Here is a 25,952-nt window from a genome sequence, read left to right on the forward strand (position 1 = left end):
GCGGGGCCGGGCATCAACCCGTACGGTTTCCGCACGGAGGTCCTGGCCTGGCCGAATTCGACCGGTCCGGGCGGGAACCGGCGGGCGGCGGCGCGCCTCCAGGGGGCGCCGGTCCGCCGGGCGGCTCGCGGGCCCGCCGGGCGGTTCACGGGCCGTCCGGCGGCCCCGACGTTTCCTTCAGCCGCCCGCCCCGGGCCGCGGCCGCCCCGTCGACGCCCGCAGGAAGTGGTCGAGGACCCGCACGCCGAAGTGCAGGGCCTCCACCGGGACGCGCTCGTCGACCCCGTGGAACAGCGCCTGGTAGTCGAAGCCTTCGGGCAGCTTGAGCGGCGAGAAGCCGTATCCGGCGATGCCCAGCCGGGAGAACTGCTTGGCGTCCGTGCCGCCCGACATGCAGTACGGGACCACATGACCGTCCGGGTCGAAGCGCTCGATCGCGTCCCGCATCGCCGTGTACACCGGCGCGTCCACCGGCGCCCGGAGGGCCACCTCGCCGTGGTCGTACGCCCAGGACACCTCGGGCCCGGTCAGCCGGTCCATGGTGGTGCGGAACTCCGCCTCGCCGCCGGGCACCACCCGGCCGTCCACGTACCCGACGGCGTTGCCCGGGATGACGTTGACCTTGTAGCCGGCCTCCAGCATCGTCGGGTTGGCACTGTTGCGGACCGTCGGCTCGACCAGTGCGGCCGACGGGCCGAGCTTGCTGAGCAGCGTGTCCACGTCGAAGTCCGGGGCGTCCAGGCGGGCCTCGATGCCGTGCAGGGCGGCCAGTTCGGTGAGCGCCGCCCGCACCGTGTCGGTCAGGCGTACCGGCCAGCGGTGCTCGCCGATACGGGCCACGGCCGCCGCGAGCCGGCTGACCGCGTTGGCGCGGTTCACCTTCGAGCCGTGCCCGGCCTTGCCCTCGGCGGTCAGTTTCAGCCAGGCCGTACCCCGCTCCCCCGCCGCGACCGGGTACAGCCGCATGCCGCCGCCCGCGTGGAAGGTGAAGGCGCCGGACTCGCTGACGCCCTCCGTACAGCCCTCGAACAGGCCGGGGTGGTGGTCGGCGAGGAATCCCGAGCCGTCGATGGCGCTGGCCTCCTCGTCGGCCGTGAACGCCAGCACCAGGTCGCGCCGCGGCCGGACACCGGTACGCGCCCACTGCCGGACGGCCGCGAGCACCATCGCGTCCATGTTCTTCATGTCCACGGCGCCCCGGCCCCAGACGACGCCGTCCTCGACCTCGCCGGAGAACGGGTGCCTGCTCCAGTCGGCGGGCTCGGCGGGCACCACGTCCAGATGCCCGTGCACCAGCAGGGCCGCCGCGCCCGGGTCGGCGCCCTCGACGCGCGCGACCACGTTCGTGCGCCCCGGGCTGCGCTCCAGCAGCACCGGCTCCAGACCTGCTTCGGCGAGCCGCTCCGCGACGTACTCGGCGGCCGGGCGCTCCCGGCAGTCGCCGCCGCCGCGGTTGGTGGTGTCGATACGGATCAGATCGGACGTGAACCGCACGACCTCGTCGAGGGTCTGTCCGTCCACCGCGTCACCGTCGCGGTCCGCCGTGCCGTCGGCGCTGTCAGCCATATTGCTCCTCCACCGCCGACGACACGACGGTAGTGACCGTCTTGAAGCAGCGGATCGCTTCGTACATGTTCTCGCTGGTGTACGCGACGCGCCGCTCACCGGCGGGCTCGACGCCGGGGACGCAGGCCGCCTGGACCACCAGGTGCTCGGCGTCGAACTCGATCTCGACGGTGAACGGACCGCCGTGCACCGGCTCGGTGCGCACCGCGAGGGCCGCCGCCTCGCGCGCGGCGGCTCTGATCTCCGCCGCCGTACGGGCCGGGGGCCGGCACACGGCCGCGTACCGCGAGACGTAGTCCTTGACCGCCACGGCGCGCGCCCCGGGCGCATACCCGGCGGCGTCCTCACAGGTCCGGTCGTCGCCGGTCACCAGCACCACGGGCACACCGTATTCGGCCACCACCAGGGAGTTGAGGTATCCCTCGCTGGCGCGCGTGCCGTTCACCCACACGCCCGTCAGGGAGTTGGCGAGGTACGTGTGGGCCAGCACGCCTTCCGTGCCGGCGCCCGTGTGGTACCCGACGAACGCGACACCGTCCACGTCGCCGTACTGGACGCCCTCGACCATGCTCAGCGCCTTGTGCTTGCCGGTGAGCAGCCGGGCCCGCTCGTCGAGCTGCTCCAGCAGCAGGTTGCGCATGGACCAGTGGGCCTCGTTGACCAGCACCTCGTCCGCGCCGCCGTCGAAGAACCCGGCGATCGCCGCGTTGACGTCACCGGTGAACACCGGCCGGAACCGCTGCCACTGGGCGTGGCCCGGCAGCACGTCGTCCGGCCAGGTCACTCCGGTGACGCCCTCCATGTCCGCGGAAATGAGGATCTTCACCACGCACCGTCCCGTCACAGCTAGCAGGCGGACCGCTCCGGCACCGCCCCGGCCGACCGCGCCGTCGGACGCGCCACCGGGCAGGCTTCCCACCATAACCAGGACCGGCCACCGCACTCCCGGCCTCGGCCCAACTCCATCCGTACGGCCGGGGCGGCGCCGCGCCCCGGCCCCCACGGGCCGTACCGGGCCCCACCCCCGTGTGGGCCCGGCACCCGGCCGGGGCCCCTCCCGGGCAGGCATGCCACCCGGGGACGTCCCCGTCGGCGGCCGGGACTCCAGACCGTGCACCACCGTGCCGTCCGCCTTCCCGGCCGTGCACCACCGTGCCGTCCGCCGCCCGCACCCCGCATCCCACTGCGGGGCGGGGCGTCTCCGCCGTGCGGGGGAAGGACGGGGGGCCTGGAGGGGGATGCGGGAGGGTGCGTGGGGAGGGCCGGGGGGTGGGGTGGACGACTGCGGGGGGGACGGCTGTGGGGGGACGGTTGTCGGCGGACGGCTGCGGGATTACGCCGACCGCCTCCGGGTATCCCCCCGCCGGGGGGACGATCTCGTTCGATTTGCCCCGTAGGGCGGGCGCGATGGGACGGGCGCGATGGGCCAGGCACGGTAGGAGCGGGCACGGCAGGGCGGGGCCGCTGAATTCGGCGCGTAGGGCGGGCCGACGTGTCCGGCAGAACGGAATCCCACCTATCGGCACACGGCTCGCGCGGTTCCCGTTCGCCGCCCTCGGGTATCCCCCCGCTGGGGGAACGCCCGCGTTCGATTTACCCCGTAGGGCGGCTCGCCGACCCGCCCGGCAGGACGGCGCCCGGCCCTACGGCACCCAGCCCTGCGGCGCCCGGCAGGACTGCACCCGGCACTGCGGCGCCCAACAGGACGGCGCCCGGCACACCGCCTCCGGCGCACAACGACCCCAACGCGCCACGGCGCCCGGCCCTACGGTGCCCAGCGCGACGACCCCCAGCGCACCACTCCGCCCAGCACACCACGGCCCCGCCCTGACGGCGTACAACCCGCGCGCCCCGGTCCGCCCGGCCCGATCCGACCAACCGGGCTCTCCGCGCCACCGGACTCCACCCCCCGCAGCCCTGACCGGTGCCGTTGCGGTCAGTCCGCCGCCCCCGCCACCAGCCAGTTGGTCGGGATCTCGATGCGGGAGCCGTCCGCCCGGTACTCGGTCGTCGTCAGCGGGAGCCGACCGGTGGCGATCACCCGTAGCCCGTGGTCGGCGAGCAGTTCGGGGACGACCGAGTCGGCCATCTCGCCGGGCGCGATGCCGTGCGCGAGGACCGCGCGGAGCTTGCCCGGCGGGCCGCCGGGGCTCTGCGCCAGGGAGGCGAAGACGTCCCTGGACGCCTCGGCCGGTTCGACGGCGAAGATCCGGCCACGCCGGCCCAGCAGCGTCGCCACGTTACGCACGATCCGGGGCCGGTCCTCGGCGGCGCACTGGTGCAGGACCCCGCGCAGGTACACGTTGACGTCACCCAGTTCGCCGTGCAGAGCGCGCCCGGCCGCCGGGTCGGCGGCGTCCAGGCAGCGGTATTCGGCCATGCCCGACGGGTCGTCCGCGCGGGCGCGGGCGACGGCCGCCTGCGAGAGGTCGACGCCGATCGCGCGCGGGCAGCGCCCCGCCAGGAAGCGGGTCTGGGTGCCGTTCCCGCAGCCCAGGTCGACAACCGGCAGCGCGGCGTCGAAGTGGCCGGCGAAGAGCGGCAGGTGGAGCTCGGCCGTCAGGGAGGGGTCGGAGTCCCAGAAGACCTCGCCCGCACCCGCCGGGGCGTCCCGCCAGAAGCCTTCCCAGGCCCGCAGGTAGTGGCTCGAAGCGCTCATGGCCCATTGCTACTGCGGCGCGCGACACCCCCGCAAGACTGTTGACCGTTCTTTCATGCGCTGTCGCGGACCGGCGTACGCCCGTCGCGCGGCCAGGTGCTTCCGGTACGTGACAGATTCTGCTCGAACCACACCGTCTTGCCGGTCGCCGTCCGGCTCGTGCCCCACTCCTGCGCGAGCCTGCTGACCACCCGCAGCCCGCGCCCGAACTCGTCGTCGTCCGCCGCGCTCAGCAGCTGCGGCAGCGCGTGGTCGTCGTCCGACACCTCGCACAGCAGGGCGTCCGTCCGCACCAGCCGCAGCACCACGTGCTGGGTGTGCGCATGCCGTACGGCATTGGTGACGACCTCGCTGACCAGCAGCTCGGCGGTCTCCGAGGCCGCTTCCAGCCCCCACTGCGCCAGCCGGCGGCGGACCAGACGGCGGGCGCGGCCCGCCTCGCGCGCGTCGATGGCCAGCCGCCACTCGGCAACGTCCTGCGGGGCGATGCCGTTGAGCCGCGCCATCAGCAGCGCCACGTCGTCCTTGCGGCCGCCGCGCACGTTCAGCGCGCGGATGATGGCGTCACAGGCCGCGTCCATGGACGCGGCCGGGTGGGCGGCGGACTCGGCTAGCGCCGCCAGGCCCACGCCTATGTCCTCGCCCCGCACCTCGACCAGGCCGTCCGTGCACAGCACCAGCCGGTCACCCGGCGCCACCGGGACCGTGACCGCCTCGAACGGCACCCCGCCGACGCCGATGGGCGCGCCCGTCGGCAGCTCCAGCAGCTCGCTGCGGCCGTCCACGGCCCGCACCAGGACCGGCGGGATGTGCCCGGCGTTGGCCATCACCAGCCGTTGGCCGATCGGGTCGTAGACCGCGTACAGGCAGGTGGCGAGGTAGTTGTCGCCGAGCCGCTGGGCGAGGTCGTCCAGGCTGCGCAGCAACTGGGCCGGGTGCATGTCGATGGCGGCCATGGTCTGCACCGCCGTACGCAGCTGGCCCATCATCGCGGCGGAGTTCAGGCCGTGGCCCATCACGTCGCCCACGACGAAGGCGGTGCGCGACCCGGGCAGTTTGATGGTGTCGAACCAGTCGCCGCCGACCCGGCCGAGGCGGGTGCCCGGCAGGTAGCGGGTGGCGGTGTCGCAGCCGGCCATCCGCGGCGCGATGTGCGGCAGCATGCTGTCCTGGAGCGTCTCGGCGACGTTCTCCTGATAGGTGTACATGCGGGCGTTGTCCAGGACGAGGCCGGCCCGGGCGGCCAGTTCGGCGCCGGTGACCCGGTCCATGTCGTTGAACTCCATCCGCTCCGGATGGCGCAGCAGGATCATGAAACCCAGGACCACGTTGCGCGCCTTGAGCGGGACCACCAGCAGCGAGCGCCGGTTGATCAGCGGGCTGATGTCGCGCTTCTCGAACTGGGCGGCGATCGCGTTGCCCAGCTCCTCGCTGATGCGCGGGATCAGCACCGGCTCACCGGTGGTCATGCACTGGAAGAACGGCGTGTGCACCGGAAAGGGCATCGACTCGCCGACCGGGACGACGTCGTCCCACCGGCCCGGCTCGTCGTTGTGCTCCACCGCGACGCGGTGCCACATGGTCGTGGCGTCCGGCGGGCCGTCGGGGAAGCCCTCGCCCGCGATGACCTGCTCGCGCAGGTAGGTGCCGGCGACGTCCGTGAAGCGGGGTACGACGGCCTCGCTGACCTCCTGGATGGTGTGGGCCAGGTCCAGGGACGAGCCGATCCGGCCGCTGACCTCGTTCAGGAACTCCAACCGCTCCCGTACGGCGGCGTATTCGAGGTCGGCCTCCAGCTCCGCCGCGGCCTCGGCGGCGGCCCGCGCGTCCCGGTCGCCGCCGGCGGCCCGCTGCAGCCGGGCCCGCCGCTCCACCCGGCGCGGCACGCCCCAGTCCGGGGTGACCGGAAAGCGCTCCTGCTGGCTGACCTCCAGCACCGGATAGCCCAGCGCCAGCACCTGGGAGACGATCCGGGCACTCTCCTGGGGGCTCATGCTCGGCAGGATCTGCGGGAGTTGGGCGGCCAGCACCTCGGAGCCCTCGAAGTCCGTGTGCAGCGCGAAGCCGGGGACGAAACGCTCGATCTCCGCGATATCCTCGCCGGCCGTGCCGGACGCCGCGCCCGCGCCGCCGCGGCCGTGCAGCCGGTCGGCGTCCGCCGCCAGTACGAGCAGCCGCTCCGCACCCGGGCCGACCAGCGGGTACGCCCACCACAGGAGATCGACCGTGCCCCGCTCCTCGTCCGCCATACGGGCGCGCCCCGCGGTGGGGTAGCCGGCCCGGCCGTCCAGCGACACCTCCAGGCCGGGCCCGTCGCACGGCCCGCCCGCCGGCTCCTCGTCCCAGCTCCGCGCCGTCCACTCCTCCTCGCCGAGCGCGCCGGAGACCGGCATCAGATCGACGGCGGGCGTCCCCACCGCCTCCTCGCGGGAGGGTCCGAAGAGCCTGCGCGCGCCCGTGCTCCAGTGGGAGACCAGTCCGTCGCCGTCCACCACCACTACGGCGAGCGGTATCCGCCCGGGCACGGGGTCCCGTGGCGCCGGCACCTGAGGCGCCGCGCCCACCCTGTCGTCGCCGTGCGACGGGCCACGCTCCATGGGCGGTTGCTCCTTCGTACACCGATCTTGCACCACCGCTACCACGGTACGACCGTGGGGTGACAGCGCGGGCCGCATTCACCGAATAGGTGGTGCGCCCCGCGCGAACGACCATGGCGTGAGGCGATCGGTCGTCCCGGGCGCCGCAGCCGTCGCTTCCCTCACCGGCCGAGCCGAATCGTTTTTGCCGGTACCGGTCGCGCTCTTGCGGGCGTCCGTATGGTGAGGACGTGCCCAGACGGACCGAACAGGTGACCGCAGGGGCCCGCCGGACCGCCGCCCGCCGGGCCGGGCGGCAGGCGGGCCCCGCACCGGACGTCTTCGCCCCGCGCGGCGGAAACGACCAGGCCGACGGCCCCGTACCCCTGCACCGCCTCGACGTGCCCGCCCCCCACCTGCTGCCCTTCGCCATCGGCTCCTTCGACACCATCGGCCCGCTCTCCCGGGCCGGCTTCCCCCACCGGCACTCCTTCCACGAGATCGTGTACGTGACGGGCGGCACCGGCACCCACGTCCTCGACGAGGACCGCCGCCCGCTGTGCCCGCCCCACCTGTGCTTCATCACGCCGGGCCAGGTGCACTACTGGGACGGCGTGCACGGCCTGCGCGGCTGGGTGGTCCTGTTCACCGACGACTTCCTGCTGGCCCACCCCGGTGACCGGGACGCGCTGGCCCGGCTGGGCGAACGCCCCTGGCTGCGGCCCGGCCCCGACGACGCGGCGCGGCTGTCCGGCCTGGTCGGCGAGATGCTGCGGGAGTACGGCGAGCGGGCCCCGTCGTTCACGTCGGTGCTCCAGGCGCAGCTGCACATACTGATCGCCCGCGCGCTGCGGATGTCCGCACCGCACGACGCGCCGGGCCCGGCCGGCGGACCCGGTTCCGGCGGCACCGGCACCGGGCGTGCGGACTTCGTGTCCGGCCGGTCCGCCCTGGTGGCCCGGGAGTTCACCCGGCTGCTGGCACAGCCGGGCTCCCTGGGCCGTTCCGTACGGTCCTACGCCGACGAACTGGGCGTCTCCGTAGGGCATCTGACCGAACTGGTCAAGCGCGGTACCGGCCGGACTCCGGGCCGGCTGATCCGGCACGCGCAGACCGTGGAGGCCAAGCGGCTGCTGTCCGGTTCCGACCTGACGGTGACCCAGGTGGCCCGCCGGGTGGGGTTCGGGGACCCGGCGTACTTCTGCCGCTTCTTCCGCCGGGAGACGGGCCTGAGTCCCGGCGACTTCCGCCGGGCCGCGGACGGCACCGGAGGAATTCACCATGACCCCGGTGCCGAGTCCATCGCTGCGCCGCGGCGGCCCGAATAGCGTCTGTCGCCGTCAGCCAGCCCCTGAGCGAGGACGGTCCCGGCTCCTGCTGCCACCCCGCGACCGGGGCCGCCCCGCCCTTCCCCCCTGCTCACAGGAGCGCCCGATGGACGACGAACGCACAGACCGCACCGAGCCGGTGCAGGACGGCGAACCGCGCAGACGGATCAGCCGCAAGAACGTGCTCAAGGCCGCCGTCGCGGCCGTGCCGCTGCCGATGCTGCTCGGCGGCGTCGCCCTGGCCCGCGACACCAAGCCCTCCGAAGGCCCGCTCACCCCCACCCCGTACTGCGACGACGGCGACGACCCGACCCCGCCGCAGATGGAAGGCCCCTACTTCAAACCGAACTCGCCCCTGCGGGACTCGCTGATACAGCCCGGTACGCAGGGCACCCGGCTCACCGTGAGCGGGTTCGTCTTCGGGCTGACCTGTCAGCCGCTGGCCAACGTGCTGCTGGACTGGTGGCAGGCGGACGTCAACGGCGCCTACGACAACGTGGGGTTCCGCTTCCGCGGGCACCAGTTCACCGACCAGCGCGGCGCGTTCAAGCTCACCACGATCGTGCCGGGCCTCTACCCGGGCCGCACCCGGCACCTGCACGTGAAGCTCCAGGCGCCGAACCAGCCGATCCTCACCACCCAGCTCTACTTCCCCGGCGAGCCGCGCAACAACACCGACCCGATCTTCGACCCCGCGCTGCTGATGAACGTACGGCAGAACGGGTCGGCCAAGGAGGCGTCGTTCGACTTCGTCCTGCGGGTGCGCGGCGGGACCACCCCGACGCCGACGGGCAAGCCGACCGAGCCGCCCGGCGGCACCTGGTCCGCCGGGACCGACTACCGCGCGGGTGACCAGGTCACCTACGACGGCGCCACGTACGCGTGCCTCCAGCCGCACACGGCGCGCGCCGGATGGGAGCCGCCGTCCGTCCCGGCGCTGTGGCGCCGCACCTGATCCGGGACACCGGTGTCCGGCCCGCGTACCCGGGCCGGGCAGGCCGGTGCCGGTCCGTGGTGGGGCCGGCACCGGCCGGGCGGCCGGTCAGTCCCCGTACCCGAGCTGGAGATCGCGCTCGGTACGGCCGCCGCCCGTGACCTGGAGGACCGTCGCCACCGGCGGGTAGCCCGCCGCGACGACGGTGTACTCGCCCGCCGACAGGTCGACGAACCGGAACAGCCCGTCCGGTCCGGTGGTCGCGGAGTCCACCACGTTGCCGGCCGCGTCCAGCAGCGTGACCCGGGCGTCCTCGACGGGGCGCCCGCCACCGGACCGTACGGTGCCGCGCAGCACCGCGCCGCCCGCCAGCTCGATGTCCTGCCGGGTCTCCCGCGCCGACCCGACGGTGACCGGCAGGGCGGCGGGGCGGTGCGCCGGGGAACTCACGGCGAGGGTGTACTCGCCGGCCACCAGCTCCGTCAGGACGTAGCCGCCCTCACGCCCGCTGCGCCCGGTGGCCACGACCTCACCGCGTACGTCGGTGAGCGTGACCGCCGCGTCGCGCACGGGCGTGCCGTCCGCCGTGGTGACCGCGCCGGACAGCCGCCCGGCGCCGCCGAGCAGCAGGTCGAGCCCGACCGGCCGCTCGCCGACCGTGACGGCGACCGCCTGCGGCCGGTGTCCGCCGGCAGCAGCGATCAGCACGTACGCGCCGGGGCCCGGCGCGCTCAGCGCGTACTGACCGTCCGTCCCGGTCGCGCCGCGCGCCACCTGTCGGCCGTCGGTGCCGACGAGGGTGAGCGCGGCGTGCGGCACCGCGCTGCCGTCACGGTGCCGGACCGTGCCGCCCATCGGGACGCCGGGCACGTACGGGTCGTCGGCGACAGCCGGGGCCCGCGGCGCGCGGTCCGGTTCCGGGCGCTCCGGCAGGCCGGGCACCGCGGCCTCCGTACGGGCCTGCGGCACGGAGAGCGCGTCCCGCTGCCCGGCGGGCGGGGGGATCGGGACGTGCGGAAAGGGTGAAGCGTGGGTCACCAGGGGTTTCTCTTTCAGGAGGACGGCGAGCAGCAGGCCCAGAAGGAGCACCGGGAGGAGGTAGAGGAGGACGCGCGGCACGGTGTGCGCGTAGGCCGCGGCCGGGCTGTCGCGCAGTACGGCGGGCAGGGCGCCCAACAGCCCCGGAACGAGCGACTCCGGCTCGGCGGCGCGTAGCGTGGCCCCCCGCGGGCCGGGACCGGCGTGCGCGGCGAGCCGGTCGGCGAGAAAGGTGAGGAAGAGCGCCGCACCGACGCAGCCGCCGAGCTGCCGGAGCGTGGCGTGCGTACCCGTACCAGCGGCGGTGGCGGGCTCGGCGCGTCGTACGGAGTCGCGTACGGCCAGCACGAGCCCCGGCAGTACGCAGCCGATGCCCAGGCCCAGCACCCCCGTCGCCAGGGCGTGCAGGGGCTGCCCGGCGTCCTGCGGCGCCCGGCACAGCAGCCACACCGCCCCGCCCGCCAGCACGCAGCCCAGGACCGGGAACACGCGGTGGCGGCCGGTGCGGCGGCCGAGGTGGGCGCAGAGGACCGCGCCGAGCGCCAGGCCGGCCGTCGCGGGCAGCATCAGCAGGCCCGAGCGGGTCGGCGACGCGCCGTCGGCCACCGGCAAAAAGCTCGGCAGGTACCCGGTTGCGCCGAAGAGGGCGACGCCCAGGGCCGCGCCGACCAGTCCCGGGACGGCGAACACCGTGTCCCGGGCCGGGCGGAGCGGCAGCAGCGGGTCGGTGCCGAAGTACTCGACGGCGAGGAACAGCAGCGCGGTGCCGAGTGCGCCCAGCCCCAGGCCGACGACGACCCGCGAGGTCCAGGCGTACTCCGTACCTCCCCAACTCACCAGCAGCACGACGCAAGTGGCACAGACGGCGAGCAACAGGGCCCCCGCCAGGTCGAGTCGGCCTCGTACCGCAGGCTTGGGCAGCCTCGGCACGAACGCCGCCACGAGCAGCGCCAGGACGCCGAACGGCACACCGGAGAAGAAGCACCAGCGCCAGGAGGCGTGGTCCGTGAGGAAGCCGCCGAGCAGCGGTCCGGCCGCGCAGGCGAGCCCGCAGAGGGCGCCCGCACCGGCCATGATCCGGCGGCGCAGGCCGGGCGGTACGAGGCTCGCGACGACCGCCTGCACACCGATCAGCAGGCCCCCCGCACCGGCCCCCTGGAGAGCGCGGAAAGCGGTCAGCTCCCCCAGCGAGTGCGACCGGCCGGCCAGCACCGAGCCGGCGGTGAACAGGGCCGCGGCGACGACCAGGGCCGCCTTGCGGCCGAAGGCGTCACCGAGCTTGCCGTGCAGCGGCAGACCGGCCGCCGCGGCGAACAGGTACGCGGTCACCACCCAGGACACCGTGCCCGGACCGCCCAGGTCGCCCGCGATCCGCGGCAGCGCGGTGACGGCGACCGTCGCGCCGAGGGCGCCGGGCAGCAGCGCCGCCAGCAGCCCGGAGAGGAGGGCCGGTGCCCCGCGGGGGCCCGGCGGGCCGCCGTCCTCCGCCCAGGCCGGCCGGATGTCCGGTGCCGCCGCCCACCGCCCCTGTTCGGTCAGGGTGGTACCGCCCACGTAATGCTCCCCTCGTCACGCCTGCGCCGCCGCCCCTTTCTCGCATCGGGGGCAACGGCGTTCAAGCGCGGCGAGCGGCGGTGGACGGGGCGACACGGGGGGCCAACTGCGGTGCCGGGCGCGCCCGTCGGTCGCCCATCAGGCGTTTCCCGGAGGTGGCGGTACGTTCCGGCACGGACGGCGGGCCGACGGAAACCACCCGAACCGGTGAGCGTGCCGCGCCCCTCCCGGGGCGCGGCACCGGGTCACTTCTTCTCCGTCTCCTTGGCGAGGTTGGCGAGCAGCTCGTCGTAGATGCGGCCCAGCCCCTTGGGCGCGAAGGTCCGCTCGAAGAAGCCGCCGATGCCGCCCGCGCCCTGCCAGGTGGTGGTGACGACGACGTTGGCGCGGCCCTGGCCCGCCGGAGTGACCACCCAGGTGGTCACCATGGAGGAGTTGCGGTCCTTCTCCACCAGCTGGCCGTCGGTCGGCTCGTCGACCTCCAGCAGGAAGTCCCGCACCCGCTTGCTCGTGGCCTGGAGCTTCCAGTGGACGAGGGTGCCCTTGCCGTCGCCGCCCTCGCGCACCTCGTACTCGCTGAAGTGTCCGGGCAGCAGCTTCTGACGCGTACCGCTGTAGTCGGCGAGCGCGTCGAACACGTCTTCCGGGTCCGCCGCGATCTCGCGCTGCGTACTGGCCTCGACCTGGCCCATGTGTCTCTTCCTCCGGTGCTCGTCTGCTGTTCCCGCGGCCCGCGAGCCGTACCGGCGCCGCGCCGTGCCGCAGGACCACCACCTTAGGCGGGGCCCGGCGTCCTGGATGCCGCGGCCGGACCCGAGGGCTCCGCTCCCGGCGGCGCGCCGGGAGCGGAGCGACCTACTCGCGCGAACGCAAGTTCTATTATCGCGCTCAGGCCGAGCTGCCGGGGCCCACAGCCTCAGCGACTCAGGCGAGGCACACCGCGCCGGGCGGAACCAGCCACTCGCACCCCCCGCCCACCGGCCGCAGAAAGGCGACCGCCTGCACAGGACGCCCGTCCGGGCGGACGGTCGGATCCCGATATCCCTCGATCACGTCACACAGGATGCCGACGCGCCCGGCGTCGTCCTGGACCCGCTTGCCGATGTCGTCCGACGTGACCATCAGTGCCCCTCGGGGTGTCGTCGCAAGTAGACGTTGCAGTCGGTCACGGCCGTTATGTCGCCTACGGCGCGCGCACGGCTCCGCACGTCGACCAGTTCGGCGCACCCCGCGCACCCCTCCACCGGGGCCGGTTCCGGCTCCAGACGCAATGGCAGTTCGATCGGTGCACTGCTGTACCGCGTCGGCTGGCTCATGTCCGCCACTCCCTCGGGTCTCGGTCCCGTGGATACTCCCGCCGGCCGACGGAGCGAGGTAGGGGCACCTCTAGGGGCAAGTGGCGTTCGGTCACCGCTCCACCCCGGTCTCGTGGCAGCGAAGGAGGCAAGATGGGCACATGGCCATCGGGGCACTGATCAAGGACCTACGTAAAGCTCGCGGCTGGAGTCAGGGGCGGCTGGCGTCAGCAATCAATGACGCCTTCGGAACGAACCTCGACCGGGAGTACGTGAGCCGCTGGGAACGTTCCAAGGTGACTCCGGGGGCTTATTACCTCCGATGCCTGTCGGCCGTCCTCGACGTGCCCCTAGCTGCTCTAGAGGGTGAAGTGAAGCGCCGTACGTTCCTGACCGACGCGGCCGGAGCCGCGATAGCGCCCGTGGTCGCCGCGGACCTCCTCAGCGTGGGTTTCGCCGCCCGGCTCCAAGGGGGGCCCTCCACCGACGCGTGGGAGGCCAAGCTCGCCACGTACGGCACCGAGTACATGAGCCTGGGCGCTGCCGACATCCAGCGACGGGTGTCCGGGGAACTGGTCGTGGTGCAGCAGCAGTTGGACAACCCTCGCCTGTGGTCCGTGACAGCTCGGCTGATGACGCTGTACGCCAAGACCTTTCCCGGTTCCGACGGGTCCAAGGCGGTGCAGTGGTATCGCCTGGCGGCGAAGGCGGCGGACCAGTCGGGGGACGATGACGCGCGGGTCTGGGTCCGGGGGCGGGCAGCCATCGCGCTCGGGTACGAGGGGGCGTCGCTGGGCGTGGCCGACGTGCTGGCCGATCAGGCGATGGCCATCAGCGAGCGGCCGTCCCTCGGGCTCTTGAACGCCATCTTCGGGAAGGCCCACGCAGCAGCGGTCCGGGGTGACGTGGCCACGGCGCAGCAGCTCATGGACGACGGGCGGCGCGTGTTCGACAAGGCTGGGTCCTACGCGCAGACCAGCGACTACGCGGTGCCGTGGTGGCGCATGAACGTGTTCGTCTCGCTGTTGGCCGCGCGCCTCGGAGACGAGACGACGGCGGTAGCGGCACAGGACGCGGCACGGCGCGAATTGCCCGCGGAGTTGCCTCGGTTCGCGACCCACTTGGAGATGCACCGAGGGCTTATGCTCGCCCGTTCCGGAGACGTCTCCGGAGGAGTGGCTTACGCGCAGAACGCGCTGGACTCGCTGCCCCCGGAGAAGCACTCGCTCACGCTGCGGCTCCTGATGGCCGAGGTGGAGCAGTCCTGATGACGCTGCCGACCGCGAGCCCGTACGCACGCCCATCGCGTGCGTGGCGCACACGTCCGGCGCCGCCCTGCCCGGCGGGCCCGTCCCGGTGTTCAGCGGCCCCGGTGGGTGGCAGACTCACGCGAACGCAAGTTGCATTCTCGCGTTAAGGCAACCCCCTGCGCAGAGCACCCGCTCGTGCGGACGGCCGGATCTCGGGATTCCTAGACCACGTCACACAGGATGCCGACGCGCCCGGCGTCGTCCTGAACCCGCTTGCCGATGTCGTCCGGCGTGACCATCAGTGCCCCTCGGGGTGTCGTCGCAAGTAGACGTTGCAGTCGGTGACGGTCGTTATGTCGCCCACAGCGCGCGCACGGACCCGCACGCTGACCAGTTCGGCGCACCCCGCGCAGCCCTCCACCGGGGCCGGCTCCACGTCCAAGCGCAGCGGCAGCTCAACCGGCGCGGACGGGTATGTCTTCGGCTCGCTCATGACACGTCGCCTCGAAACGTCTTGCGGCCGACCCCCTTCGGGCCGGTGCTCTAGTTCAGTATCGGAGTGGCCGAAGCACTCTTGCTACGGTTACCGGTGCACTAGTGTGCCGATACTGACAGAGCGTCAACTCAACCGAGAGGCCCGCCGCATGGCCAGTCCGAAGACGTTCACCAAGATCGCCGATCACTTCCGGGAACGCATCCTGTCGGGGGAACTCGAACCCGGCGCACAGCTACCGACCAACCGGGAGATCGCCGGGCAGTGGCAGGTGGCGGCCGCCACCGTTTCGCGGGCCCTGCAGGCCCTGCAGGTCGAGAACTACATCAGGACCACGCCCAGGGGCACCTATGTCGCCGACGACCCCAGGTGGACGCTTTCGGCACGTGACCGGCTGGCCCGCGTCCAACGGGTCAAGTCGTTCCTGGCAGAGGGCGAGACGAGCCGGGTCACGGCAGCCGAACTGGTCGTCCCGCCGCTCTACGTCGCCGAGCTCTTCGACCTCGACGCCGGTGATCAGATCGTGCGTCGGGAGTGGCTCGCCGGACGGGGAAAGACCCGGACCGTGTTCGCCGTGACGTGGTACCCGGCACCGTTCGCCGCGCTGGTGCCCGACTTGCTGAACACCGCTCCAGGACGGAACCACGGGCTGTCCGCGCGGGTCCTGGAAGCCACCGGGCGCACCATCACGCACGCCAGGGACGACATGCACGCCCGTACCGCCGACGCGCGGGAGGCCGGCGCTCTCGGGCTCCCAGTGGGGTCTGCGATCCTGGCGGGCGCTCACAGGTGGTCGGACAACGCAGGGGTCATCGAGTACGGGGAATGGTGCCTGCCGCCCCGGTTCACGATCGGATACGAGTACCAGCCCTGAACCCGTACGCGGGCCGTGCTGCCAGCACGTTCCGTCCCTCGTATCTCAGCGGTCCCGGTACCGGTTCTCGTCCCGGTACCGGTCCCGAACTTCCGGCAGCCGCCGGAAACCGGCCGACACGTAGGTGGCGACGGCGCCCGTGTTGGAGCTCGGGGTGCAGACGAGCGCGCTCGACGAGCCGAGTTGCCGGAGTGCGGCCGCCGCGGCGACGGTGATCGCCTTGCCGTAGCCGCGACCGCGGTGTTCCCGGTGCACGCCCATCGGTTCGAGCAGCCCCGGCCTCCCCGGGCCCGCCGACCACACCGTCACCATCGCCACCGCGTCGCCCCGGTCGCCGTACGCGATCAGGCACCGGGCGTCGGCGTACGCCGTCCCGGCCGCCATCGCGTGCCAGTTCCCGTCCGTGAACGTCGACCCGTCGAACGCCGCCCGCTGCACGGCGGCCCGTACGGACGCCTGCCGCGGCCCAGCCACCTCGATCCGCACGCCCGGATTCTCGACCGGTTCCGTGAGGTCGCGGCGCAGCGGCGTCCACGGCTCGTCGGCGCCCCAGCCGTCCTCGGCCAGCAGGTCGTGGAGCAGCGCGTCCGCCGGTGCGTCGACGCGTGCCTTCCCCACCGGCAGGACGCCGCGCTCCGGGCCGGTCGCGTCGTCGGCCAGCCGCCGCGCCAGTTGCCCGTCGCGCCGGGCGTCCGGCGCGATCGCCAGCCGCAGCAGGCCGGGACTGTCCAGGAGCCCCACGGCGAGCATCCGTCCGTCCCGGCTCCAGGTCCGGACCGCCGCGGCCGTCGCCGCCGGGCCGAACCGCCGGTACCAGCCGAGGTCTCCCGGATGCAGCTGTATCGGCGCCCGGTCGTCCTGCCACTCCCGCAGGGCGGCCGCCACCTCGTCCAGCCCGTCGGCTCCCGGTTTGCCCAGCATCATCGCCATGCCCGCATCTCACACCACCGCCTCAGCCCTGCGCACCCGAATTGGGTGGGTGGTCGCCACCGGTAAATGACCGGTGGGCGAGGAACCGTTGAGCCTAATCTGGCGGCCATGGTGGAACCGGTGCGGATACGGGACATGACACAGGCCGACATCGACGCCGTGGCGGCCATCCGGGTGCGCGGCTGGCAGGCCGCCTACGCGGGGCTGATGCCGCAGGCGTACCTGGACGGGCTGAGTGCCGCCGAGGATGCCGCCAGGCGCCGGGAGTTCTTCGCCGCCGCGCCGCCGGAGGTGGTCAACCTGGTGGCGGAGCGGGACGGCGGCCTGGTCGGCTGGGCCGTCTTCGGGCCGGTCCGGGCCGAGGGCGGCACACCGCCACCTCCGGCGTCCGAGGGCGAGTTGTACGCCCTTTACCTGCCGCCGGAGCACATCGGTACGGGCATCGGGCGTGCCTTGATCGACGCCTGCCTGGCGCGCGCCGGGCGGAACGGTTTCCGCGCGCTGTGCCTGTGGGTGCTCAAGGGCAACGCGCGCGCCCGGCGCTTCTACGAGCGCGCCGGTTTCCGGGCCGACGGCGCCGAGGAGGCGTACGAGGTCGCGGGGGTGGCGGTACCGGAGGTGCGCTACTGGCGGCCCCTCCAGCCCGCCGAGGCGTCCTAGAACTCAGGGCCCCGCCCGCTCCCCGGGCTCCTCCTGAACGCCCAGCCGGGCCAGGGAGGCGGCCGCCGCGGCGGCCAGGCGGGGATGGTCGCGGGCCGCGGTGAGGGCGGGGACCGCGCGGCGGTCGCCCAGGGCGCCCAGGCCTTCGACGCAGGCGAGGGCCACGCGCCAGTACGGGTTGTGGGGGGTGAGGAGGCGTTCCAGGGTGGCGATCAGGGCCGGTACGGATTCGGGGGCTCGGAGTTCGGCCAGGAGGCGGACCGGGTGCAGGGCGTAGGCGGTGCGCAGCGGGTTGGTGGCGAGTGCGGCGGCGGCGCGGGCGGTGCGCGGGTCGCCGAGGCGGCCGAGGGCGTGGGCGGCGGTGGCGCACCGTACCGGGTCGCGGTAGTTGAGCAGCAGCACGAGGGTCTCGAAGGCGCGGCGGTCGCCCGCGGTCCCCAGGATGAACGCGGCGATCTCGCGGGCCCACAGCGGGCGCTCGACGGCGGTGAGCACCTGGGCCAGTTCCTCGCGTCCCGCCGTGGTGTTCTTGCGGGCCAGCCCGAGGAGCCGCTCATAGGCGACGAGATCCTGCGGGGAGCGGAGTTCGGCCCGCACCCGGTCCGTCAACTCGTGGAATTCGTCTTCCATGTGCGACTCCCCTCCCGCGGAATTTCTCACGGTACGTCCGACGTGGCCCGGGCCACAGCCCAAATCCGCGCGCCACCCCTGGCGCTCCTGGTTACCGGCGAGTTAATCTGCTGGGCACGGGCAGCACCCCTGCCCGGGCGGCCTGGTGACGCAGCCGCCACAGCGTGCAGTCGGTTCGGCGTCCAGCACGACGCTCACGGCGCGGCCCCGGGACAGGGCCCGCCGCCGCAACACCCGCCCCGTACCTGCCTCTTGCGCAGATGCCGGGCCCCTCCTCAGTCGTCACTTCCCGCCTGCGCTGACGGGCTCCGCTCCTCGGGACCCCCTTCGCACGGGATCCATTCTCTGGAGTCTCGCGATGGACCGTAAGTCCACCCCTGACCTCTCAACCGATGTCTCCACCGACCCCAAGGTCTCCACCTCCTCCACCGGTTCTCCGCCTGCCGGGGCGCCCCAGGCCCTTGCCACCGTGGCCGTCGTCGGCCTCGGCACGATGGGCACCGGCATCGCCGAGATCCTCACCCGCGCGGGCCGCGAGGTGATCGGCATCGACATCGACGACGCCGCCGCCCGCCGGGCCGTCGCGGCGCTGGAGGCGTCCACCGCGCGGGCCGTGCGCCGGGAGCGCGTCACCGAGCGCGAGCGGCAGGACGCGCTGGCGCGCTTCCGTACGTTCCGCGATCTCCAGGCCGCCGCCGAGGCCGATCTCGTCATCGAGGTGGTGCCGGAGGAGTACGAGCTCAAGCGGCAGGTCTTCACCGCGCTGGACGGCATCGTGCGGCCCGACGCGATCCTCGCCACCGGCACCAACGCCCTGTCCGTGACCCGGCTGGCCGCCGACTCGGCGCACCCCGAACGCGTCCTGGGCCTGCACTTCTTCAACCCGGCGCCGGCCATGAAGCTGGTCGAGGTGGTCTCCTCGGTCCTGACCGCGCCGACCGCCGTCACGGCCGTCACCGAGCTGGCCCGGGAGCTGGGCAAGGACCCGATCGCGGTCGGCGACCGGCCCGGCTTCGTCGCCGACGGGCTGCTGTTCGGCTATCTGAACCAGGCCGCCGCGATGTACGAGTCCCGGTACGCGACCCGCGAGGACATCGACGCCGCGATGAAGCTGGGCTGCGGCCTGCCCATGGGCCCGCTGGCGCTGCTGGACCTGATCGGCGTGGACACCGCCCGTACGGTCCTGGAGGCCATGTACGCCGCCTCCCGCGACCGGCTGCACGCGCCCGCGCCGATCCTGGGCCAGCTCGCCGAGGCGGGGCTGACCGGCCGCAAAGCGGGCCGCGGCTTCTACACGTACGAGGCGCCGGGCAGCGCGGTGACCGTGCCGGACGACCGGACGCCCACCGCGACCCACGACCTGGACGCCGGGCGCACGGTGCGCAGCGTCGGGGTGGCCGGGTCCGGGACGATGGCGAGCGGCATCGCGGAGGTCTTCGCCAAGGCCGGGTTCCAGGTGGTGCTGGCGGCCCGCAGCCTGGAGAAGGCCGAGGCGGCCAAGGCGCGGATCGCCAAGTCCCTGGACCGCTCGGTGGCCAAGGGGCGGCTGACCGCCGAGGCGCGCGACACCGCCCTCGCGGCGGTGACCGCGGCCGGGTCGCTGGAATCCTTCAGCGAGGTGGACCTGGCGGTGGAGGCTGTCGCCGAGGACCTGGGCATCAAGCAGCAGCTGTTCGCCACCCTGGACAAGGTGTGCAAGCCGGGCGCCGTGCTGGCCACGACGACCTCCTCGCTGCCCGTGGTGGCCTGTGCGCGGGCCACCTCCCGCCCGCAGGACGTCGTCGGCATGCACTTCTTCAACCCGGCGCCGGCCATGAAGCTGGTGGAGGTCGTGCGGACGGTCCTGACGGCGGACGACGTGCACGCGACCGTGCGCGCGGTCTGCGCCCAGGTCCGCAAGCACCCGGTGGACTGCGGGGACCGCGCCGGGTTCATCGTCAACGCGCTGCTGTTCCCGTACCTGAACAACGCGGTCAAGATGGTCCAGGAGCACTACGCGACCCCGGACGCCATCGACGCCGCGATGAAGCTGGGCGGCGGCTACCCGATGGGCCCGTTCGAACTGCTCGACGTGGTGGGCCTGGACGTGTCGCTGGCCATCGAGAAGGTGCTGCACGCCGAGTTCCGCGACCCGGGACTGGCGCCGGCGCCGCTGCTGGAGCACCTCGTCGCGGCGGGCTGCCTGGGCCGCAAGACCGGCCGCGGCTTCCGTGAGTACGCCCGGCGCTGACGCGCGGCGGACGGCCCGGCCCGCGGGCGGCGGATGGGGCGGGCTGCTGGAACCCTCCGGCGGCCCGCGCCCGCGCGCAGGGGCCCGTGCGACGGCTGATGCCGCAGGCCGCGGGAATATGCAGTACCGTCCCCACATGTCCCAGCCTGCCCGTACGCAGCCGTCCGACGGATCCGAAGCCACCACTCCCGGCACCCGAAGGGCCGCCGCCCAACGCCTGAAGATGCGCCGCGAACTGGCGGCCGCCGCGATGGAACTGTTCGCCGCCAAGGGCTACGAGGCGACGACGGTGGACGAGATCGCGGCCGCGGCCGGCGTCGCCCGACGCACGTTCTTCCGCCACTTCCGCTCCAAGGAAGAGGCGATCTTCCCGGACCACGACGACACCCTCGTACGGGCCGAGGCCGTCCTGGACGCCGCGCCGGCGCACGAGAACCCGCTCGACACGGTCTGCCGCGGCATCAAGGAAGTCATGCGGATGTACGCGGCGTCCCCCGCCGTCTCCGTGGCGCGCTACCGGCTGACCCGGGAGGTGCCCACCCTGCGCGAGGCCGAGATCGCCTCGGTGGCCCGCTACGAGCGGCTCTTCACCCGCTACCTCCTCGGCCACTTCGACGAGGGCGCCCACCACGAGGGCGACGACGACCCGCTGCTGGCCGAGGTCGCCGCCTCCGCGGTCGTCACCGCGCACAACCACGTACTGCGGCGCTGGCTGCGGGCGGGCGCCGAGGGCGACGTGGAGGCCCAGCTCGACCACGCCTTCGGAATCGTCCGCGCCACCTTCGGCACGGGGATCGGCGCGGGCCGCGGGCTGGGCGGGGACCAGCAGGAGCCCCCGGCGCGGGCCGCGCGGCAGGGCGAGGTGCTGGTCACGGTGGCCCGTACGGACGCGCCGCTGGACGAGGTCATGCGCACGATCGAGAAGGCGCTCAAGCAGCGGTGATGAGGAGGACTATTGGCGTGCGCATTCGCCTTGGCGCCCCGAATCAGCCGATTTGCCGGTCTTCTCGAAAGTGAGTAAAAACCCGCGTCCGGCACGGTGAACGGGCAGGTCAGCTCCTGTGGTCCCCGCGTGTGCGGGGGCGCTCCCCCCAGGCTCTACACAGGCCCGCGAGTGATGCAGCGGCCCCCGCGCGTGCGGGTGTGCCCCCGGGAAACGCACAGGCGTCTCCGAAGAGCTCGGCAGCCCTGGCACTGGGATGGCATACGCCACGCCCGGCGCCAGGGCTGCCCGGCGTCGCACGCCCGCCATGAGGCGACATATCAGCATTACGGACGCCCCCCCAAGCCGCTCATGCGTGCCCCGCAGATGACATCTGAGAGAAATTGTTGGCACTCAGTGTCTTGTCGACTGGCACGCGGTGTCATACGTTGATGTTGTCCGGGTGGCCGGCGCGCGGCGAACCACCGTGCGCCGGCTGTCCCAGCAAGCCATTCGTGCCTGCCCGCCCGGACGCCTGCGTCACAGGCACCCTCACCGCGCTCACCAGCGCTGCCGGAACACCCTCAGCCGAACCGACGGCATCGCCTCTGCACCACCCCCGACGTTCCCTCAAGCCGTTTCCCTCGACTGGCTTCGCCGGAGGCACACCGTGAACCAGATACTTGACGCGATCCTCGCGCCAGAGAGCACCCGCGAAGACTTCGCCGCTCTGCCCCTGCCCGACTCCTACCGCGCGGTGACCGTGCACAAGGACGAGGCCGAGATGTTCGACGGCCTCACCACCAAGGAGAAGGACCCCCGAAAGTCGCTGCACGTCGAAGAGGTGCCGGTGCCCGAACTGGGCCCGGGCGAGGCCCTGGTGGCCGTCATGGCCTCCTCGGTCAACTACAACAGCGTCTGGACCTCGATCTTCGAGCCGGTGTCCACGTTCGCCTTCCTGGAGCGCTACGGCAAGCTGTCGCCGCTGACCAAGCGCCACGACCTGCCCTACCACGTCATCGGCTCCGACCTGGCCGGCGTCGTGCTGCGCACCGGCCCCGGCGTGAACTCCTGGAAGCCCGGCGACGAGGTCGTCGCGCACTGCCTGTCCGTCGAGCTGGAGTCCGCCGACGGGCACAACGACACGATGCTCGACCCCGAGCAGCGCATCTGGGGCTTCGAGACCAACTTCGGCGGCCTGGCCGAGATCGCGCTCGTCAAGTCCAACCAGCTGATGCCCAAGCCGGACCACCTGAGCTGGGAGGAGGCGGCCGCCCCCGGGCTGGTCAACTCCACCGCGTACCGGCAGCTGGTGTCCCGCAACGGCGCCGGGATGAAGCAGGGCGACAACGTGCTGATCTGGGGCGCCAGCGGCGGACTCGGCTCGTACGCCACGCAGTTCGCGCTGGCCGGCGGCGCCAATCCGGTCTGTGTGGTCTCCAGCGACCAGAAGGCGGAGATCTGCCGGAAGATGGGTGCCGAGGCGATCATCGACCGCAACGCCGAGGGGTACAAGTTCTGGAAGGACGAGCGGACCCAGGACCCGAAGGAGTGGAAGCGCTTCGGCAAGCGCATCCGTGAACTCACCGGCGGCGAGGACATCGACATCGTCTTCGAGCACCCCGGCCGCGAGACCTTCGGCGCCTCCGTGTACGTCACCCGCAAGGGCGGCACCATCACCACCTGCGCCTCGACCTCCGGCTACATGCACGAGTACGACAACCGCTACCTGTGGATGTCGCTGAAGCGCATCGTGGGCTCGCACTTCGCCAACTACCGCGAGGCGTGGGAGGCCAACCGCCTGATCGCCAAGGGCAAGATCCACCCGACGCTGTCGAAGACGTACACCCTGGAGGAGACCGGGCAGGCGGCGTACGACGTGCACCGCAACCTCCACCAGGGCAAGGTCGGTGTCCTCGCGCTGGCCCCCGAGGAAGGCATGGGCGTGCGGGACGCGGAGAAGCGCGCGCAGCACATCGACGCCATCAACCGGTTCCGGAACGTCTGATCCGGACGGACGGACCCCGAGAGTACGGACCAACATGACCGAACGTCACAAGGATCGTCCGTGGCTGATGCGGACCTACGCCGGGCACTCGACCGCTGAGGCGTCCAACGCGCTCTACCGGCGCAACCTCGCCAAGGGCCAGACGGGCCTGTCGGTCGCCTTCGACCTGCCGACGCAGACCGGTTACGACCCGGACCACGTCCTCGCCCGCGGCGAGGTCGGCCGGGTCGGGGTCCCCGTCTCGCACCTCGGCGACATGCGCCGGCTGTTCCAGGACATCCCGCTGGAGCAGATGAACACCTCGATGACGATCAACGCCACGGCCATGTGGCTGCTGGCGTTGTACGAGGTGGTCGCCGAGGAGCAGGGCGCCGACATCGCCAAGCTGTCGGGCACCACGCAGAACGACATCGTCAAGGAGTACCTCTCGCGCGGGACGCACGTCTTCCCGCCGGGCCCGAGCCTGCGGCTGACCACCGACATGATCACGTACACGGTGGCGCACATCCCGAAGTGGAACCCGATCAACATCTGCAGCTACCACCTGCAGGAGGCGGGCGCCACGCCGGTGCAGGAGATCGCGTACGCGATGAGCACCGCGATCGCCGTGCTCGACGCCGTACGGGACTCGGGGCAGGTGCCGCCGGAGAAGTTCGGTGACGTGGTCGCGCGGATCTCCTTCTTCGTGAACGCCGGGGTCCGGTTCATCGAGGAGATGTGCAAGATGCGCGCCTTCGGCCGCATCTGGGAGCAGGTCACCCGCGAGCGGTACGGCGTGGAGAACCCCAAGCAGCGCCGTTTCCGCTACGGCGTGCAGGTCAACTCCCTGGGTCTGACCGAGGCGCAGCCGGAGAACAACGTCCAGCGGATCGTCCTGGAGATGCTGGCCGTCACCCTCTCCAAGGACGCGCGCGCCCGCGCCGTGCAGCTGCCGGCCTGGAACGAGGCGCTGGGTCTGCCGCGGCCCTGGGACCAGCAGTGGTCGCTGCGCATCCAGCAGGTGCTGGCCCACGAGTCGGACCTGCTGGAGTACGAGGACATCTTCGCCGGGTCGCACGTCATCGAGGCCAAGGTCGGGGCCCTGGTCGAGGAAAGCCTGGCGGAGATGGCCCGGATCGAGGAGATGGGCGGGGCGATGGCCGCCGTCGAGTCCGGCTACCTCAAGTCGCAGCTGGTCTCCTCGCACGCCGAGCGGCGGGCCCGGATCGAGGCGGGCGAGGAGAAGATCGTCGGCGTCAACTGCTACGAGTCGACGGAGCCGAACCCGCTCACCGCCGACCTGGACACCGCCATCATGACCGTCGACCCGGACAACGAGGCGGGCGTGGTGCGGGCGCTGCACCGGTGGCGCGACGACCGCGACGAGGCACGGGCGCAGGAGTCCCTGTCGGCGCTGAAGAAGGCCGCGGCCGGGGACACCAACCTGTTCGCCGCGACCCTCGAATGCGCCCGCGCGGGCGTCACCACGGGCGAGTGGTCCTGGGCCCTGCGGGACGTCTTCGGCGAGTTCCGGGCGCCGACCGGCGTCTCGGGCGCGCCGCTGGCGGTCACGGCGGAGGCGGGCACGCCGCTCGCCGCGGTCCGCGCCAAGGTCGAGCGGACCGCCGCCGACCTGGGCACCGGGCGGCTGCGGCTGCTGGTCGGCAAGCCGGGGCTGGACGGCCACAGCAACGGCGCGGAGCAGATCGCCGTACGGGCCAGGGACGCCGGCTTCGAGGTCGTCTACCAGGGCATCCGGCTGACGCCCGAGCAGATCGTCGCGGCGGCCGTCGCCGAGGACGTGCACTGCGTGGGCCTGTCGATCCTGTCCGGCTCGCACGCCGAGCTGGTGCCGGACGTGCTGCGGCGGCTGCGCGAGACCGACGGCCACGACATTCCCGTCATCGTCGGCGGCATCATCCCCAACGCCGACGCGGCGGCCCTCCGGGAAGCCGGAGTGGCGGCCGTGTTCACCCCGAAGGACTTCGGTATCACGGAGATCATCGGCCGTATCGTCGACGAGATCCGTACCGCGAACAAGCTCGACCCTCTGGAGGTCCCCGCGTGACTGTCAACCGCCTTCGCCCCCGCCGTTCCTGCCTCGCCGTCCCCGGCAGCAACCCGCGCTTCCTGGAGAAGGCCCAGGGCCTCCCCGCCGACCAGGTCTTCCTGGACCTGGAGGACGCCTGCGCGCCGCTGGCCAAGGAAGGCGCCCGGCACACCATCGTGGACGCGCTGAACAACGGCGACTGGTCCGGCAAGACCCGTGTCGTGCGGGTCAACGACTGGACGACGCACTGGACGTACCGGGACGTCATCACCGTCGTCGAGGGCGCCGGGCAGAACCTGGACTGCATCATGCTGCCGAAGGTCCAGGACGCCCAGCAGATCGTCGCGCTGGACCTGCTGCTCACCCAGATCGAGACGACGATGGGCTTCGAGGCGGGCCGGATCGGCATCGAGGCGCAGATCGAGAACGCCAAGGGCCTGGTGAACGTGGACGCCATCGCCACCGCGTCGCCGCGCCTGGAGACCATCATCTTCGGCCCGGCCGACTTCATGGCCTCCATCAACATGAAGACGCTGGTCGTGGGCGAGCAGCCGCCCGGCTACGGCGCGGACGCGTACCACTACATCCTGATGCGCATCCTGATGGCGGCCCGCGCCAACGACCTCCAGGCGATCGACGGCCCCTACCTCCAGATCAAGAACGTGGACGGCTACAGGGAGGTCGCCGGGCGCGCCGCCGCGCTGGGCTTCGACGGCAAGTGGGTGCTGCACCCCGGCCAGGTCGAGGCGGCCAACGAGGTCTTCTCGCCGTCGCAGGAGGACTACGACCGTGCCGAGCTGATCCTCGACGCGTACGAGTGGCACACCTCCGAGGCGGGCGGCAAGAAGGGCTCCGCGATGCTCGGTGACGAGATGATCGACGAGGCCAGCCGCAAGATGGCGCTCGTCGTCAGCGGAAAGGGCCGCGCCGCCGGCATGACCCGTACCTCGAAGTTCGAAGCCCCGGAGGCGTGACC

At 72.8% G+C, this 25,952-nt stretch carries 21 protein-coding genes; 10 read left to right on the forward strand and 11 right to left on the reverse strand.

The annotated features are described in order from the left end of the window. Window positions 1-177 precede the first annotated feature (177 nt). From OEIGOIKO_RS06555 to OEIGOIKO_RS06570, 4 genes are all read right to left on the reverse strand, one after another. Window positions 178-1,566 carry a M20/M25/M40 family metallo-hydrolase gene (locus OEIGOIKO_RS06555; protein WP_125052699.1) on the reverse strand — a complete coding sequence of 463 codons (1,389 nt, stop codon included), beginning with the start codon at window positions 1,564-1,566 and terminating at the stop codon, window positions 178-180. Continuing rightward, window positions 1,559-2,392, reverse strand: coding sequence for a M55 family metallopeptidase (locus OEIGOIKO_RS06560; RefSeq protein WP_125058510.1), 834 nt, complete (start codon window positions 2,390-2,392; stop codon window positions 1,559-1,561). Before OEIGOIKO_RS06560 ends, OEIGOIKO_RS06555 begins: the two co-directional genes overlap by 8 nt. Window positions 2,393-3,502: 1,110 nt before the next feature. Beyond that, entirely contained in the window at window positions 3,503-4,225 is a 723-nt protein-coding gene (locus tag OEIGOIKO_RS06565) for a class I SAM-dependent methyltransferase (protein ID WP_125052701.1), read from the reverse strand. Between the two features lie 53 nt (window positions 4,226-4,278). Then, a complete protein-coding gene (locus OEIGOIKO_RS06570; RefSeq protein ID WP_125052704.1) occupies window positions 4,279-6,822 on the reverse strand; it encodes a SpoIIE family protein phosphatase in 2,544 nt (847 codons plus the stop codon). A 365-nt stretch (window positions 6,823-7,187) separates the two neighbouring features. On the opposite strand from OEIGOIKO_RS06570, the gene OEIGOIKO_RS06575 reads away from it, so the two are divergent. Both OEIGOIKO_RS06575 and OEIGOIKO_RS06580 read left to right on the forward strand, forming a co-directional pair. After that, window positions 7,188-8,129: an AraC family transcriptional regulator gene (locus tag OEIGOIKO_RS06575; protein WP_125058511.1), complete on the forward strand. Its 942-nt coding sequence runs from the start codon at window positions 7,188-7,190 to the stop codon at window positions 8,127-8,129. Window positions 8,130-8,235: 106 nt separating this feature from the next. Beyond that, the gene (locus tag OEIGOIKO_RS06580; protein ID WP_125052707.1) at window positions 8,236-9,084 is read left to right on the forward strand and encodes a dioxygenase family protein; all 849 of its coding nucleotides are present in this window, start codon (window positions 8,236-8,238) and stop codon (window positions 9,082-9,084) included. Window positions 9,085-9,171: 87 nt separating this feature from the next. Here OEIGOIKO_RS06580 and OEIGOIKO_RS06585 read toward each other — a convergent pair whose 3' ends face one another. From OEIGOIKO_RS06585 to OEIGOIKO_RS06600, 4 genes are all read right to left on the reverse strand, one after another. Then, the gene (locus OEIGOIKO_RS06585) at window positions 9,172-11,655 is read right to left on the reverse strand and encodes an MFS transporter (protein WP_125052709.1); all 2,484 of its coding nucleotides are present in this window, start codon (window positions 11,653-11,655) and stop codon (window positions 9,172-9,174) included. A gap of 245 nt (window positions 11,656-11,900) precedes the next feature. Next, window positions 11,901-12,347, reverse strand: coding sequence for an SRPBCC family protein (locus OEIGOIKO_RS06590; protein ID WP_125052727.1), 447 nt, complete (start codon window positions 12,345-12,347; stop codon window positions 11,901-11,903). Between the two features lie 232 nt (window positions 12,348-12,579). Further along, window positions 12,580-12,777 carry a hypothetical protein gene (locus OEIGOIKO_RS06595; RefSeq protein WP_125052730.1) on the reverse strand — a complete coding sequence of 66 codons (198 nt, stop codon included), beginning with the start codon at window positions 12,775-12,777 and terminating at the stop codon, window positions 12,580-12,582. Beyond that, a complete protein-coding gene (locus OEIGOIKO_RS06600; protein WP_125052732.1) occupies window positions 12,777-12,971 on the reverse strand; it encodes a hypothetical protein in 195 nt (64 codons plus the stop codon). The genes OEIGOIKO_RS06595 and OEIGOIKO_RS06600 overlap by 1 nt, the downstream gene beginning before the upstream one ends. 140 nt (window positions 12,972-13,111) lie before the next feature. Between OEIGOIKO_RS06600 and OEIGOIKO_RS06605 the strand changes: the two genes are divergently transcribed. Then, complete coding sequence (locus OEIGOIKO_RS06605; RefSeq protein WP_125052735.1) at window positions 13,112-14,218, forward strand: helix-turn-helix domain-containing protein; 1,107 nt, start codon at window positions 13,112-13,114, stop codon at window positions 14,216-14,218. A gap of 280 nt (window positions 14,219-14,498) precedes the next feature. Here OEIGOIKO_RS06605 and OEIGOIKO_RS06610 read toward each other — a convergent pair whose 3' ends face one another. Then, the gene (locus OEIGOIKO_RS06610; protein ID WP_125052738.1) at window positions 14,499-14,693 is read right to left on the reverse strand and encodes a hypothetical protein; all 195 of its coding nucleotides are present in this window, start codon (window positions 14,691-14,693) and stop codon (window positions 14,499-14,501) included. A gap of 151 nt (window positions 14,694-14,844) precedes the next feature. Here OEIGOIKO_RS06610 and OEIGOIKO_RS06615 point away from each other — a divergent pair, with 151 nt between their 5' ends. Next, window positions 14,845-15,567, forward strand: a complete 723-nt coding sequence (locus OEIGOIKO_RS06615; protein WP_125052741.1) for a GntR family transcriptional regulator — start codon at window positions 14,845-14,847, stop codon at window positions 15,565-15,567. Between the two features lie 45 nt (window positions 15,568-15,612). On the opposite strand, the gene OEIGOIKO_RS06620 is transcribed toward OEIGOIKO_RS06615, so the two are convergent. Next, window positions 15,613-16,497, reverse strand: a complete 885-nt coding sequence (locus tag OEIGOIKO_RS06620) for a GNAT family N-acetyltransferase (RefSeq protein ID WP_125052744.1) — start codon at window positions 16,495-16,497, stop codon at window positions 15,613-15,615. Between the two features lie 108 nt (window positions 16,498-16,605). Here OEIGOIKO_RS06620 and OEIGOIKO_RS06625 point away from each other — a divergent pair, with 108 nt between their 5' ends. After that, on the forward strand, window positions 16,606-17,157 hold the full coding sequence (locus OEIGOIKO_RS06625; RefSeq protein WP_246177239.1) for a GNAT family N-acetyltransferase: 552 nt from the start codon (window positions 16,606-16,608) through the stop codon (window positions 17,155-17,157). Between the two features lie 3 nt (window positions 17,158-17,160). On the opposite strand, the gene OEIGOIKO_RS06630 is transcribed toward OEIGOIKO_RS06625, so the two are convergent. Beyond that, a complete protein-coding gene (locus tag OEIGOIKO_RS06630; RefSeq protein WP_125052747.1) occupies window positions 17,161-17,787 on the reverse strand; it encodes a HEAT repeat domain-containing protein in 627 nt (208 codons plus the stop codon). 358 nt (window positions 17,788-18,145) lie between these two features. Here OEIGOIKO_RS06630 and OEIGOIKO_RS06635 point away from each other — a divergent pair, with 358 nt between their 5' ends. From OEIGOIKO_RS06635 to OEIGOIKO_RS06655, 5 genes are all read left to right on the forward strand, one after another. Further along, entirely contained in the window at window positions 18,146-20,017 is a 1,872-nt protein-coding gene (locus OEIGOIKO_RS06635) for a 3-hydroxyacyl-CoA dehydrogenase family protein (protein WP_125052750.1), read from the forward strand. A gap of 136 nt (window positions 20,018-20,153) precedes the next feature. Then, window positions 20,154-20,960, forward strand: coding sequence for a TetR family transcriptional regulator (locus OEIGOIKO_RS06640; protein ID WP_218039981.1), 807 nt, complete (start codon window positions 20,154-20,156; stop codon window positions 20,958-20,960). 649 nt (window positions 20,961-21,609) lie between these two features. Beyond that, window positions 21,610-22,947, forward strand: a complete 1,338-nt coding sequence (ccrA, locus tag OEIGOIKO_RS06645) for a crotonyl-CoA carboxylase/reductase (protein ID WP_125052755.1) — start codon at window positions 21,610-21,612, stop codon at window positions 22,945-22,947. Continuing rightward, window positions 22,850-24,994: a protein meaA gene (locus OEIGOIKO_RS06650; RefSeq protein ID WP_281288339.1), complete on the forward strand. Its 2,145-nt coding sequence runs from the start codon at window positions 22,850-22,852 to the stop codon at window positions 24,992-24,994. The genes ccrA and OEIGOIKO_RS06650 overlap by 98 nt, the downstream gene beginning before the upstream one ends. Next, window positions 24,991-25,950, forward strand: coding sequence for an HpcH/HpaI aldolase/citrate lyase family protein (locus OEIGOIKO_RS06655; protein WP_125052760.1), 960 nt, complete (start codon window positions 24,991-24,993; stop codon window positions 25,948-25,950). The genes OEIGOIKO_RS06650 and OEIGOIKO_RS06655 overlap by 4 nt, the downstream gene beginning before the upstream one ends. The last annotated feature ends 2 nt before the right edge of the window (window positions 25,951-25,952 follow it).

Source organism: Streptomyces paromomycinus, from assembly GCF_003865155.1.
Classification (GTDB): Bacteria; Actinomycetota; Actinomycetes; order Streptomycetales; family Streptomycetaceae; genus Streptomyces; species Streptomyces chrestomyceticus.